Source organism: Colwellia sp. MB02u-9 (assembly GCF_014077085.1).
Classification (GTDB): Bacteria; Pseudomonadota; Gammaproteobacteria; order Enterobacterales; family Alteromonadaceae; genus Cognaticolwellia.
On record NZ_JACGVF010000048.1, the window covers coordinates 1 to 14,085 of the forward strand.

Genomic DNA, 14,085 nt, shown 5'->3' on the forward strand with positions numbered 1-14,085 from the left:
TTGGCGCTGCAATGAGAAAGTTAGTACAGATTTGTTTTGGGGTGTTAAAGCACCAAAGCGAATACCGATCTCAAGCAATTTAAATGAGTGTTTGAAATCGGTATAGAGAGATGGTATCTACATTGAACCTGCATTAAACCTGCATTAAACCTGCATTAAACCTAAATAGAGCCTACGAATGATCATGTAGTTTTGGGCGATATTTTTGTAGGTCGGACTTCAGTCCGTCAACCGTTTAGCAGGCGATTAATCTAGTGGGTCATAAACACTTGCAACGAATGAGTCAGCAAAAACCTGCAGCCATATATTTTTTATCGCTCAGTATTTATACCAAGGACGGCTTACGCGTGAAAATATAGCCTTGGGGAATTTTTTTAAGATTCAGAACTAAAAAACCCGGTAACAAAATATGTTACCGGGTTTTTAAAAAGCCTAGGCTTATTTATTGCTTAAGCTTTCTCTTCCATGTCAATCTGCGCGCTAAACCGGCAAACGTTAACAATAAAATACTACTTAAACCAAAACCTGCACCTTGACGTTCTACTTTCTCTTCAACGGCACTACAATCTTCAAGCTCACCCGCTATAGGCTGCAAGGTTACTGCACGAACTACATCTTCAAGTAGCTGTTCGCCTTGCTCATCCAGCATTAACTCACCTTTTGAATCACGACGAGGAACTCTGATCAATGCGGTTGCTGAAACTTCATTGGCATCATTAATGTCACGTGCTTCAATAATCGTATAATCACTACCACAAGCTAAAAAGTCGTTAAGATCGGTAAAAGTTTCACTGGTAATATCATATAAAAAACCATGTGTTCTTCTCGGGGTGCTAGTGTTGTCGTTATGCGTTTCAACCTCACCTTCACCTACTATTTTACCACTTTCATTAATAGCGCGAGCTGTACTCGAACTACCGTTGAAAAAATCTGTTGGTAAAATCATTTCCATCGTTTCAGCATTGGTATCAACATGATAAAACTTAGTTCTTTGATTACCATTAATAAAAGCATTAACATGCCCTATTGCTATACCGGCATCGTTAATGTCATAGGTACGCGAATCAAAGTACTTGCCGTGATCCTCAGTAAAGTCCATAACTTCACCGTTTTTATATACTACTGCATATATACTGCGGCGTTCTCTTGCACTGGGTTCAGTTACATTTTCATTAACCCAGCCATGAGCATAACCAACCGCTACACCTTGATTATTAATCGCTTGAGCATAGTTAGTATATTCACGTACATCATCAACATGAGGAGTAACTAACTGTCCTAATATTTCTGAGCTAATGATACCTTGTTCATCTATAGACCATTTTATTGCTTCAGTATTATAAACCTCAGCAATAATCTGCTGCACACAGACTTTAAACGGTAAATCAGCAAGTATGTCTGGATCAGCACAACCACCGGTTTCATCGTTGATAAAGTCAATGGCATTTTGATCAATACTCGTGCTTGCATAACCAACCGCAAAGTGAGACTCACTAATATCTAATATGGCTGATTCACCACCAAAACGTTGATCTTCAGGTAAATCTGTCTCACTAGGAGGAATGACTTCGATGATACTAGCACCACCGTCAGACGAGAAAAAACCACGGGTAGTAAATGCACGTAACCAGTGTGTTACTTCTTCAGCATCACTTTTAGTAAAATCAAGCGGTAAGTAAGGCGCTGAGGCATTGCCATATACCCAACCTTCATTGGTAATGCCACTAATAAATTCTTTTGTCGAACGGGTAAGAATATCTGTATTAGGAATATTTTCATCAAATACATTAAATAATTCTGTTTGACCATTAAAGTTAGTCATGGCAAAAACATCACCAACTTCTTGATAAAGGCTATTACCGGCTCTTGAACTTAAAAACCTTATAACCCATGAAAGATCATTAGCCGTTGGGTTACCTGCGCGTAAAGCCACTTCATCTTCAATATTAACTAAGTCGTGCACACCTTCATGACTTCGCTCAGCTAAAAGAACGATAAAGTCATAGTCCTCTTCATCAAAATATTGAAACTGCACGGGAAAATTATAGATGTCAGTGCCAGAAATAGCAGCTTCACCGTTATTATTTTCCTGTTGTGAATAAGTGTATTTTAATGAGGAAACATTACCTTTATCAATAACTTGGTAAGTTGCCGCATTAACCGCGGATAGTCCTAATGCACTAGTGATACCTAATGCTAAAATTGATTTTACAAATTTGTTCATGTAACTACTAAACTCACTTTTGTTATTAATCATCTAATTCTTGCCATCTAGCGTAGGCAACTTCGAGTTTTGACTCATCTATAGCTAACTGGTTCAATATATTATTACTTTGTTCTTTGCTTTGACTAAAAAAGTCAGCGTGATTAACTTTTTCCTGCAAGTCAGCAATTGATGTTTCAAGTTCATCAATAATCCCAGGTAAGTTTTCTAACTCGGTTTTCTCTTTAAATGAGCGTTTTTTCTTAACCGGGGTATTAACCTTGCTATTGGCTTTTTCAGCCACGGCAACTTTTACAACGGCTTTAGTCGCTGTTTCACGTTGCTTCTCTTTATAAGCTAAGTAATCATCAACATCATCATAGCCACCAACGATTTGTGAAACGTGTCCGGTACCATCAAAATACAAGCAACTATTGACACAGTTATTAACAAAGTCGCGATCATGGCTAACTAAAATAACCGTTCCTGCGTAATTTGCAACGACTTCTTCCAATAGTTCTAAGGTTTCAATATCCAAATCATTGGTTGGCTCATCCAAAATCAATAGGTTACTGGGGCGTAAAAATAACCGAGCAAGTAACAAGCGATTTTTTTCACCACCCGATAAGGCTCTAACCGGTGTTCGTGCACGCTTAGGACTAAAAAGGAAGTCTTGAAGGTAACCTAATACATGTCGTGGTTTACCGTTTACCACAACTTCTTGCTTACCTTCACCCACAATTTCTTGCACGGTTTGGTTAAGATCTAAGGCTTCACGATGTTGATCAAAATAAGCAATATCTAAATTAACACCTGAGCGCATTTTACCGCTGGTAGCTTCAAGATTGCCCATAATCATTTTAATCAAGGTCGACTTACCCGTACCGTTAGCACCAATAAAGGCTATACGGTCATTTCGGGTGATCAATAAATCTAAATTTTTGATAATAACTTTATCATCAAAAGCGATAGTTATGTCTTCCGCTTCAAATACCAGCTTACCTGAACGGTCACCTTGGGTGATATTCATCGTACTTTGATTGCGAACCTCGCGACGAGCTTGGCGTTCGCCTCTAAGTTTTTCAAGTGCTCTTACTCGGCCTTCATTGCGTGTACGACGAGCTTTTACACCTTGTCTGATCCACACTTCTTCTTCTGCTAGCTTCTTATCAAATAGCGAGTTTTGTTGTGATTCAACCTGCAAGTCATGCGCTTTTTGCTCTATGTAAAGATCATAATTGCCTGGGTAGCTTTTCAAAACACCACGATCAAGGTCGATAATACGTGTCGATACCCCACGAATAAATGCTCTATCATGACTAATAAAAAGTATCGTGCCAGCAAAGTCTTTTAAAAATGACTCTAACCATAAAACACTTTTAATATCTAAATGGTTAGTGGGTTCGTCAAGCAATAAAATATCAGGTGCGGTCACTAAGGCCTTAGCTAACGCGACCTTACGTAACCAACCACCTGAAAGGTCACAAATTTTATCATCTGGATTCAGCGCCAAGGTTGTCATCACTTGCTCGATACGCTGTTCATCTTGCCAAGCGTTTGCCACTTCAAGTTGATCTTGAACATTGGCTAATTTATTAAGATTTTTGTCTGATGGGTCTTCAGTCACATCATGAATAATCGCATGATAACGCTTAATTAAATCCGCATTTTCCTTTACACCTTGTGCGATATGATCAAAAACACTGATATCTGAAGTTTCTGGAGGATCTTGCTCTAACATCGCGACTTGCATAGTGCTAGATTTAAGCACTTGGCCATCATCTAAGGTTTGAAAACCCATTAATACTTTCATTAATGTCGATTTTCCAGCACCATTTCTACCGACTAAACAAATTCGTTCGCCGGTTTGTACACTCAGATCCGCTTTATCTAAGACTTTGTCTTCGCCGAAGGCTAATTCACCTTGGGAAATACGAATTAATTCCATAAACTACAATAACTCCAAAACTTGTGCTTGTTCAAATGGCCAAAATAATTTTTCTTGGCTCGAAAGACGCTCTAATACAGGAATGTGAACACGATACAGCGTAACTAGCTTATCATCATCGAGTATATCGACCACGCAAATATCTGCTGCTGGCATCACGGCTAGGCATAATGCCAAAGCCTCTTCACATAAATGACAGCCTTCGCTGCCATAAAGATTAAATTTTACCGACATATTAACTCACCTTACACCTTACGTGTAATCAACCAACTGTTATGAATATGCTTGTTGCGTTGAAAGTCTTTATCTCGTGTTTTCTCGCTTATTTCTTGCACTTGTAAATTTAAGGCAGAAATAGCGTCAAAATCCATTTTAAAATTACGCTTATTATTGGTAAAAATTAACTCACCACCCGCAGCAAGTGATTTTACTCCGTCAGTAATTAAACTGATGTGATCACGTTGCACGTCAAAACTTTCTCCCATGCGCTTTGAATTAGAGAAAGTGGGTGGGTCAATAAACACCAGATCAAATTTTTGCTCGTTTTTCTTCAACCATTGCAAACAATCCGCTTGAATAAAGTCATATTTATGACCACTGAGATTATTCAGTACAAAATTATCTTGTGCCCAACTTAAATAAGTTTTCGACATATCAACCGTGGTTACCGTATCCGCGCCATGCAATGCCGCTTGCAAAGAAACCGAACCTGTATAGGCAAACAAATTCAATAATGATTTACCCGCTGATTTTTTCGCCACAATTTGGCGGGTTTTACGGTGATCAAGAAACAGCCCGGTATCTAAATAATCCCACAGGTTTACTTTTAATTTCGCGCCATATTCATGCACCACCATAGATTTTTTGGTTTGTTCAACCCGTTGGTACTGATCTTTGCCCTTTTGTTTTGCCCGCGTTTTAATAATAACTTTATCGGTAGGAACGCCAAGTACCTTAGGGGCAAAATAAACCACTTCTTGTAATCTTTTCGCCACTTTCTCAGGTTCAATAATGGCGGGCGCTGTATACTCATGAATAACCAAGTGATCGCCATAAACATCAACCGCTACATTATACTCAGGAATATCGGCATCATATAGGCGATAACATTCTATGCCTTCTTGCTTAAGCCAGCCTTTCAAGTTTTTCTTATTCTTTAATAAGCGATTACCAAAGTCTGAGTCTTTACCATCAAATTCAGTATCAACATTACTGCTCGACACTTGCTTATCATCTAAATTATAAAGTGCAAATTGGCAATCTAACGGGCCATTTTTAAACTTATAACGTTTTAAAGTCACCATTTTCATCATGGCTAACAATTCAGCATTGGCAGTTAGAACAGCCACTCGCCAGTTAACAAAATGAGATTTGAACTTCTGCCCTAATAAAGCAAAGCTTTCTACCAGTTCAGGTAATTCACCTATTCGTTCACCGTAGGGTGGGTTAAATAAGATAGTCCCTTTAGGACCAAAGGCATTTTTTATGTCATTAGCATTTTTACACGAGAATTCAATAAATCTTTGTATGCCGGCATTTTTAGCATTTTGCTGGGCGGTTTGTAATACTCGGCTATCAAGGTCAAGACCAAATACTTTAGTTTTAAGCTGCGTTAAACCAACATGTGATTGTTCAATGGCAGCAGACCTTGCTGATTTCCAAGCGGCAGGCTGATGCCCTAACCAAAAATCAAAGCCCCATTGCGCTCTATCAATGCCAGGTGCATAACCCGCTGCCATTAATACCGCTTCTATCACTATAGTTCCAGAACCACACATAGGGTCAACTAAAGGCTTAGAGGTATCTTCTAACCAACCAGAACGAGTAATGATAGCGGCCGCTAAATGTTCTTTTAATGGCGCAGCACCCGAATGCTCTCGATAGCCCCTTTTAAATAAGCTACGGCCAGAGAAGTCTAAATAAATAACAACTTTTTGCTTTAACAAACGTGCTTGAAAACTTACCTGTGGCGCTGACTTATCCACTGAAGGACGTTCTTGGTTTAAATCGCGAAAATGGTCAACAACCGCATCTTTAACCGTTAAGGCACCAAATTGACTGTTTCTGATTTCATCGCTTGTGCCGACAAAATCAATAGCAAAGGTATTATCAACAGAGAACATTTCCGACCAAGTAATGGACTTTGCTACCGCATAAAGCTCATCTTTATTGTTGGCGTCACCTTCAGCCAATTTCAGCAGTATGCGAGTGGATAAGCGACAGCGTAAACAAATGTGATACGCATGTTCAATCGTTGAAGTGAAATAAACGCCCTCAGGCTTTTGAACAACTTGTTCGGCTTTCAAATCTTTAAGTTCTTGCGCCAGTAATATTTCTATACCTGGTGAGGTTAATGCTAAAAATTGCTGCATATAGGTTTCCCAATCTAATTTATGCCGCGATTATAAACAAAGACACGTGCTACTTATAGGTCTTTTACAAATTAGCGCAAACTATCTAACAATATCTGACAAGTTAAGCGCTGTTTATTTTAAATTCAGCCTAATTTCAACTAATCGTCTGAAATACGAGTCATTCACGCGTAAAAAAACAACAAGTAATAAATAAATGAAATTAATCGCTAAAAAAAGCATAAAACATGTTGCAAATAAGATGATGTATCCTTATTATACGCCTCGCTTTAAGGCAAGCAGTCAACCGCCACTTTAAAGCATTCTTAAGCTAGAATTAAAACAAGCTGTCTTGGCTAATGTATTAAGCCATTCGGACGCGGGATGGAGCAGTCTGGTAGCTCGTCGGGCTCATAACCCGAAGGTCGTAGGTTCAAATCCTGCTCCCGCAACCAATTCTTAAGTTTGAATTAAAACAACTTGGCTTGTTTAAGTATTTACTTAAACCATTCGGACGCGGGATGGAGCAGTCTGGTAGCTCGTCGGGCTCATAACCCGAAGGTCGTAGGTTCAAATCCTGCTCCCGCAACCAATTTTATATACACCTCTAATATATCTATTTTATATACCCTTCTAGTTTATCTAAATTGGACGTTATTTTAATTTAACAACGATTAAAACTTCATATACGACTTAAATCTAATAGTAGCTAAATACAGCTAGATCAAAATCATCCTACTGATAACTTAAATTTAATACACTCACTGCAATTTTTAATAAATACTTTATTAATCACTTGATACTAATATCAAATCACTTTTCTTAATATAAATCACTAAATATACCTTCAGATAAGGTACTATAAACGGTGAATTTACATAAAGCTGAATAGCTAATAATTAAGAGAATATTTTTTGATGAGCGACGAATTTACTCATATCAATGCTAATGGTGATGCCCATATGGTTGATGTAACTGAAAAAATTGTTACTGAACGTACTGCCATTGCTCAAGCCTATATTGAAATGTCTGCGCAAACCCTGGCAATGATTGTCGAAGGAAAACATCATAAAGGTGACGTATTTGCCACCGCCAGAATTGCTGGCATTATGGCGGCAAAAAAAACCAGTGAGCTTATTCCGCTTTGTCACCCGCTTATGCTGACAAAAATAGAAGTCGACATAATCGCAGAGCCAAAGCAAAACCGGGTAAAAATCACTGCGCTTTGTAAGCTTTCAGGTAAAACAGGGGTAGAAATGGAAGCATTAACCGCCGCTTCAACCGCCGCCCTGACGATTTACGATATGTGTAAAGCGGTACAAAAAGACATGATTATTACTAATATCCATTTATGTGAAAAACAAGGTGGAAAATCAGGCAGCTATCTTCATACCCCTGCGACTCAAGAAAGGATCTAATCATGATAAAAGTTTTGTTTTTTGCTCGCCTACGCGAACAATTATCCACCGATAGCTTGCAAATATCGGCCAGTGAAAATATGACAACAGAGCTAATTCGACAACAACTCGCTAACACAGATGATTTATGGGCCAAAGTTATGTCGGCTGATAGCTTACTTGTTGCGGTTAATCAGCAGATCACCGATTGGTCACATAGTGTCAATGCCGGTGATGAAATCGCTTTTTTCCCTCCTGTTACCGGAGGCTAATATGATCAACGTACAACAGAATGACTTTATTGTTGCAGATGAGTATCAAAAACTCGCAGATGACAACCAAGATGGCGCTGTAGTCACTTTTGTTGGTAAAGTTCGAGACTTTAATGAAGGGCTTGGAGTGCAAGGATTATCGCTAGAGCACTACCCTGGCATGACAGAGAAAGTATTGAGTGAAATAGAGGCTGAAGCGCGCGAACACTGGCCGCTTAATAAGGTGACTATTATTCATCGCGTTGGCGATTTAACCCTTGGCGAACAAATTGTCTTTATTGGTGTCACGAGTCCACATCGAAAAGCGGCCTTTGCTGCTTGCGAATTTCTTATCGATTTTTTAAAAACCAAAGCCCCGTTTTGGAAAAAAGAGTTAACCAGTGAAGGCAGTAAATGGTTAGAAGCCAAAGCCAGTGACAATAAAATTTCACAACAATGGTCGACAAAACTAACAAACTAGAAACAATGAGATTATTCATGCTAAAAACCGGACGTTATCAACATTTTAAAGGTAATTTTTACCAAGTACTACACTTAGCAACGCACAGTGAAACTGAAGAAACTATGGTGGTTTATCAACCTGAATACGGCGAAAGAGCGATTTGGGTTAGGCCACTTGCTATGTTTGATGAAATTATTGAAAGAGATGGAAAGCAGCTCAAACGCTTTCAATATGTTGGTTAAGATGGTTAACTAAAAATGTAGATTGTACTTTAGTCCATCACGTTAATAGCCAGCTTAACAGTTGACAGACTAAAGTCCGTCCTACAAAAAACCGACAAAACAATTATCCAACACTACATTATCACCCATAGGCTTTATGTCGATTCAATGTAGGTTGGACTTTAGTCCATCAGGTTAAATGAAATTTAACTGTGTTTGTTATAAATTCTGAGCGAAAAAAAACCTGCTGCAAATGTTTGTTGGTTCCATCTCGTGAATAGCCTGCTTAACAGTTGACGGACTAAAGTCCGACCTACAAAAAACCTAAGAAAAAGTGCCCAACACTACATATCACCCGTAGGCTTTATGTGGATTCAATGTAGGTTGGACTTTAGTCCATCAGGTTAAATGAAATTTAACTTTCTTTAGCATGAATACGTAAAAGCAAAAAATAATACCTGCTGCAAATGTTTGTTGGTCCCATCTCGTTAATGGCCAGCTTAACAGTTGACGGACTAAAGTCCGACCTACAAAAAACCTAAGAAAAAGTGCCCAACACTACATATCACCCGTAGGCTTTATGTGGATTCAATGTAGGTTGGACTTTAATCCATCAAGTTAAATGAAATTTAACTTGATGGATTAATACGTACGAGCAAAAAAATAATACCTGCTGCAAATGTTTGTTGGTCCCATCACGTTATTAGCCAGCTTAACATTTGACAGACTGAGGTCCGTCCTACAAAACACCTAAGAAAAAGTGCCCAACACTACATATCACCCGTAGGCTTTATGTCGATGCAATGTAGGTTGGACTTTAGTCCATCAGGTTAAATGAAATTTAACTGTGTTTGTTATAAATGCCGAGTAAAAAAACACCTGCTGCAAATGTTTGTTGGTTCCATCACGTTATTAGCCAGCTTAACAGTTGACGGACTAAAGTCCGACCTACAAAAAACCGACAGAAAAAATCACCCAACGCTAAATGAGGAAATCAAAGCCCTATTTGAAGGTAATTGTTGTTCTGTTATAGATGTTGGATAGACCACGCTAATCCAAAATGCTGGGATTTACGCCAACTAGCATTTACTGTCTTGACTCTATTGATTTATTTAGCCAGCATTTCCAAGATGTTAATAATATTACCATTGAAGATGTTAGAATTCATGATGGTTTGCTAATAGAGTTTTTCCAGGCTAATTCATCTTTATAGGGACATATAATGTTTAAAGTAAGTAGGGTCAAAAATAGTAACAACGGGCAAGTTCAGCGACTCAATCTATCGGCTTTTATACCATCATTTAAGCACTTTATAGCTTCAAAAAAATCATTATTAATCCCCGTATTATTTTGTCTGGCCTATTATAGCTATTATGTCATTTATCAAACCAATCGTGATCAACAACAAACTCGCCAAATAGTAGCAACACCAAAAATCAATGATATTTATTTGTTTGATTTTCGTATAGTAAGCCATAACCTAAGACCCAATGAAAAATATCGTATTGCCAAAGTAGTTGATATAACGGGTGACATTATTACCTTAGTTTATGGCAGTTTTTATTATCCCAACCAACACGCGACAATCAATAGTATTTATTATGGCCAGCTAACTTATAAAGACTACTTCGAAGCTAAGCGCTTTGATTATAACCATCAACAAATTCAACAAAAATTGGCTTCCGGTGCTATTTATCAAGCGATGCGACCTATTAACGACAAACTTTTAGGACAGCGCGTAGGGCCTGAGCCAAGAAAATATCGTAGTAATATTTTTATTCAAGGTCGACGAGAGAATTTAACGGGTGAGGCTTTCCTTAACCAGCGGTTCAGTGAAACCAATTTAAAACAAGCATTTGAGTTATTTACTACCTCTGCAAACTACAACTTTGCACAAGGACAAGTGAACCTTGCACAAATGTATATTAATGGACAATACGTAGAAAAAAACCTCAGCAAAGCACTTTATTGGCTGAATCAGGCGGCACTGCAAAGTCACAAACCGGCCATTTTAAAGTATGAAATTATCTGTAAACAACTTTCATCTTGCCAAATTTATGACTTTTTTAAAAACCTAGTTACCACGGGTGTTAATATTAAAGTACGCAGTTTAAGCACTGAACTGACCGTCGAAAAATAATGCTAATAGCACTAATCTAAAGTGAGTATTAGTTTGCCAATGTTTTCATTATTCAACATAACCTGATGGGCTACTTCTGCCTCATGCCAGCTATATTGTTGGTAAATAACCGGGCTGATTGAGCCTATTTCAAGGCAATGATAAAAGTCTTGCGTAAATGCTTTAATTAACTGGGTTTTATATTCATTACTTCGGCTACGTAATGTGGTGGCATGAAGGTTTACACGCTTAGCAAGCATTTTAGCGACATCAATATTTTCCGCAAAACGGCCACCTAGCATGGACAAGATAACAATATGACCATCTAGCGCACATACCTTAATGTTTTTGTTAATATACTCGCCGGCAACCACATCGATAATAACGTCATAGCTGTGTTTTTGTTGTATTGCCCAAGTCACAAAGTCAGTTTCGTGATAATTTATCGCTTCATCCGCGCCCAGTGCTTTACAAGCTGCTACTTTGTCTTCATGACCGACAGTAACGGTTACTGAGCAATTAAGCTGTTTAGCTAGTTGAATAGCCGCCGTGCCTACACCACTAGCGCCGGCATGAATAAGTACCTTAGCATTTGACTGTAAGTTAGCGATGGAAAATAAACATTGATAAGCGGTTAAATAAACTTCGGCTATTGCCGCGCCTTGGGCATAGCTTAAATTTTCAGGCAACTTTATTAAGTGATCGGTTTTGACTTTAACGTATTCTGAGTAGGCGCCACCAGGCACAATAGCAAATACCTTATCGCCAACATTCCAACTAGTTTGTAGCCTGCCAATAGCCACAAGTTCACCACAAGCCTCAATGCCGAGTATGTTTGATTCACCAGGCGGAGGTGGATACTGGCCTTTTTTTTGCAAAATATCTGCGCGATTAACACCAATAGCCCTGACTTTGATTAAGCATTCATCGTCACCTATTGCTGGCTTGTCAGTTTCATCTAGACTTAACTGCTGTTGATCATTAATGGCTATATAACGCAATTTATTTCCTTTTATCCACGGTTTATTATAATAACTAGTTTGCCTTAATTAACCTTAAATACCAACGTGATAAAGGTAGAAGTTCAGCTAATCGAAAAAAAATTATGTTCCTGAAATGGTACTTGCTTAACGTCAACCTTCATCACTTGTGCTTCTGGAGGACCTTTTGCTAACCACTTTAGCATTTTATCAATATTTTTCTCTTCACCGCACAGTAGCACTTCTACATCGCCATTAGTTAAATTACGCGCGTAACCACTTAAACTATGTTCAATCGCAACCTGTTGGCTAGAAACTCGAAAATAAACGCCTTGAACCTTGCCACTGACATGTGCCATGTAACTTACATCCATTATTTTTCACCTTAAATTAAGCTTATTGCTATTGTTATTGTTATTGTTAACTTTCATTCACATCAAAATTTTGAAATGAAAAATAGTTAAAATTGACCATTGCACCCTCGCCATGCATTGACTACACTCGCGCCATTATTATTGTAATTATAAGTATAGGCCTATGTCAGCAAGAATTTATTTAAAAGTTGCTCGTGAGAAATCATTACGCCGAAAACATCCTTGGATCTTTTCTCAAGCAATTAACAAAATTAAAGGTAACCCATTACTTGGTGACACGGTTGATGTCTATGACAACAAAGGCAACTGGCTCGCTAAAGGCGCATATTCTCCAGAATCTCAAATTAGAATTCGGGTTTGGAGTTTTGATATTGATGAAGAAATTGATAGCAGTTTTTTTCGTAATAAATTGTTAAGTGCGCAAAAAAGACGCGACTGGTTTATCGAAAGAGACGGTTTAACCGGCTATCGACTTATTGCTGGCGAGTCTGATGGCCTGCCCGGTATCACCATAGATAAATACGACAACTTAATTGTTTGCCAATTATTGAGCGCCGGAGCAGACTTGCACCGCTATACCTTAGTTGAATGCCTTAAAGAACTTTATCCGGGTTGCCATATTTATGAGCGTTCAGATGTTGATGTGCGCAAAAAAGAAGGTTTAGAGCCGGTAACAGGTTGGTTAACTGAACCACAAGCATCAACAGAGTGTATTATTGAAGAATACGGTATTAAAATTCATGTAGATGTGGCTAAAGGCCATAAAACGGGGTTTTATTTAGATCAACGTGAATCTCGTCTTGCTGCAGGTAAATATGCCCGTGATAAGAGTGTATTAAACTGTTTCTCTTATACCGGCACTTTTGCGCTACATTGTGCAGCGGGCGGCGCTAAAGAAGTCATTAATGTTGATGTGTCTGAATCAGCATTAGACTTAGCCAAGAAAAACGTTGAGCTTAATCAATTAGAAGATAAAAATATCTCATTCGTTAAAGCGGATGTTTTTAAATTATTGCGTCAATACCGTGAAGAAAAACGTACCTTTGACATGATAATTCTCGACCCACCTAAGTTTGTTGAATCAAAGGCTCAACTGACGGGTGCATGTCGTGGCTACAAAGATATCAATATGTTAGCAATGCAGTTGCTTAACCCTAATGGTATTTTGTTAACTTTTTCTTGCTCTGGTTTAATGGAATCAAGTTTATTTCAAAAAGTGGTTGCTGATGGGGCATTAGACGCGAAAAGAAATGCTTACTTTGTTGATCGATTGCACCAAGCCGCGGATCATCCGGTATCGTCAAACTACCCTGAAGGTTATTATCTTAAAGGTTTGGTCTGCCAAGTTGAGTAACTTGACTATATAAAGCCATATTTAGCCACTAGCTATTAGTGGCTAAATATTAGTAGCTTAATAAGAGTAGCTAGACTTTTTCTAGCTACTTATTTCCGCTGACTTAATCAATCTCAGTAATATTAACGCCAATCAAATAACAGTTTGCGCTATCTTCCGTTACTCTCACTACTTTGCCGGTAGCATTTAAGGGTAGCACAGCATTGTTGACCGACTGAACACTGATACGCACCGCTGTATTTATTTCTAATGGGTGCTGCATCTCAATCGCTATACCCGTTGCACTTAAATCACGACATGTGACTAAAGCCTTGCTATTAGCTTCATCGTCAATAATGGTCAAGGTTACTTCACTGTTTAACATCATGCGATAAAAGTTCCGTTTATCATCGTAATTAGCCATCACTACTCCATTGTGTTTTTA

General features: G+C 38.4%; 13 protein-coding genes and 2 tRNA genes. 8 read left to right on the top strand and 7 right to left on the bottom strand.

What is annotated here, in order from left to right:
* Window positions 1-442: 442 nt before the first annotated feature.
* Genes H4J65_RS00255 through rlmKL form a run of 4 tightly spaced genes read right to left on the bottom strand, consistent with a single transcriptional unit; the run spans window position 443 to window position 6,523 of the window.
* A complete protein-coding gene (locus H4J65_RS00255) occupies window positions 443-2,224 on the bottom strand; it encodes a DUF3466 family protein (RefSeq protein ID WP_182194003.1) in 1,782 nt (593 codons plus the stop codon).
* Between the two features lie 25 nt (window positions 2,225-2,249).
* Window positions 2,250-4,151 carry an ATP-binding cassette domain-containing protein gene (locus H4J65_RS00260; protein ID WP_182135535.1) on the bottom strand — a complete coding sequence of 634 codons (1,902 nt, stop codon included), beginning with the start codon at window positions 4,149-4,151 and terminating at the stop codon, window positions 2,250-2,252.
* 3 nt (window positions 4,152-4,154) lie between these two features.
* Window positions 4,155-4,385, bottom strand: a complete 231-nt coding sequence (locus tag H4J65_RS00265; protein WP_182135534.1) for a glutaredoxin family protein — start codon at window positions 4,383-4,385, stop codon at window positions 4,155-4,157.
* Between the two features lie 11 nt (window positions 4,386-4,396).
* A complete protein-coding gene (gene rlmKL / locus H4J65_RS00270; RefSeq protein WP_182194008.1) occupies window positions 4,397-6,523 on the bottom strand; it encodes a bifunctional 23S rRNA (guanine(2069)-N(7))-methyltransferase RlmK/23S rRNA (guanine(2445)-N(2))-methyltransferase RlmL in 2,127 nt (708 codons plus the stop codon).
* 357 nt (window positions 6,524-6,880) lie between these two features.
* Between rlmKL and H4J65_RS00275 the strand changes: the two genes are divergently transcribed.
* From H4J65_RS00275 to H4J65_RS00305, 7 genes are all read left to right on the top strand, one after another.
* A tRNA-Met gene (locus H4J65_RS00275) sits at window positions 6,881-6,957 on the top strand.
* Window positions 6,958-7,017: 60 nt separating this feature from the next.
* A tRNA-Met gene (locus H4J65_RS00280) sits at window positions 7,018-7,094 on the top strand.
* A gap of 325 nt (window positions 7,095-7,419) precedes the next feature.
* On the top strand, window positions 7,420-7,920 hold the full coding sequence (gene moaC, locus H4J65_RS00285) for a cyclic pyranopterin monophosphate synthase MoaC (RefSeq protein WP_182135532.1): 501 nt from the start codon (window positions 7,420-7,422) through the stop codon (window positions 7,918-7,920).
* A 2-nt stretch (window positions 7,921-7,922) separates the two neighbouring features.
* Complete coding sequence (gene moaD / locus H4J65_RS00290) at window positions 7,923-8,171, top strand: molybdopterin synthase sulfur carrier subunit (RefSeq protein WP_182194011.1); 249 nt, start codon at window positions 7,923-7,925, stop codon at window positions 8,169-8,171.
* 1 nt (window position 8,172) lies between these two features.
* The gene (gene moaE / locus H4J65_RS00295) at window positions 8,173-8,631 is read left to right on the top strand and encodes a molybdopterin synthase catalytic subunit MoaE (protein WP_182194016.1); all 459 of its coding nucleotides are present in this window, start codon (window positions 8,173-8,175) and stop codon (window positions 8,629-8,631) included.
* A 17-nt stretch (window positions 8,632-8,648) separates the two neighbouring features.
* Window positions 8,649-8,855 (top strand): DUF1653 domain-containing protein, encoded by a 207-nt coding sequence (locus tag H4J65_RS00300; RefSeq protein ID WP_182194020.1) that lies wholly within the window; start codon window positions 8,649-8,651, stop codon window positions 8,853-8,855.
* 1,201 nt (window positions 8,856-10,056) lie between these two features.
* On the top strand, window positions 10,057-10,974 hold the full coding sequence (locus H4J65_RS00305; protein WP_182194024.1) for a tetratricopeptide repeat protein: 918 nt from the start codon (window positions 10,057-10,059) through the stop codon (window positions 10,972-10,974).
* Between the two features lie 11 nt (window positions 10,975-10,985).
* On the opposite strand, the gene H4J65_RS00310 is transcribed toward H4J65_RS00305, so the two are convergent.
* Both H4J65_RS00310 and H4J65_RS00315 read right to left on the bottom strand, forming a co-directional pair.
* Complete coding sequence (locus tag H4J65_RS00310) at window positions 10,986-11,954, bottom strand: NAD(P)H-quinone oxidoreductase (RefSeq protein WP_182194028.1); 969 nt, start codon at window positions 11,952-11,954, stop codon at window positions 10,986-10,988.
* 83 nt (window positions 11,955-12,037) lie between these two features.
* Complete coding sequence (locus H4J65_RS00315) at window positions 12,038-12,307, bottom strand: acylphosphatase (protein WP_182194032.1); 270 nt, start codon at window positions 12,305-12,307, stop codon at window positions 12,038-12,040.
* A gap of 163 nt (window positions 12,308-12,470) precedes the next feature.
* Here H4J65_RS00315 and H4J65_RS00320 point away from each other — a divergent pair, with 163 nt between their 5' ends.
* The gene (locus tag H4J65_RS00320; protein WP_182135525.1) at window positions 12,471-13,661 is read left to right on the top strand and encodes a class I SAM-dependent methyltransferase; all 1,191 of its coding nucleotides are present in this window, start codon (window positions 12,471-12,473) and stop codon (window positions 13,659-13,661) included.
* A 103-nt stretch (window positions 13,662-13,764) separates the two neighbouring features.
* Here the strand turns inward: H4J65_RS00320 and H4J65_RS00325 are convergent, their stop codons facing one another.
* Window positions 13,765-14,064, bottom strand: coding sequence for a PilZ domain-containing protein (locus H4J65_RS00325; RefSeq protein ID WP_182135524.1), 300 nt, complete (start codon window positions 14,062-14,064; stop codon window positions 13,765-13,767).
* Window positions 14,065-14,085 lie beyond the last annotated feature (21 nt).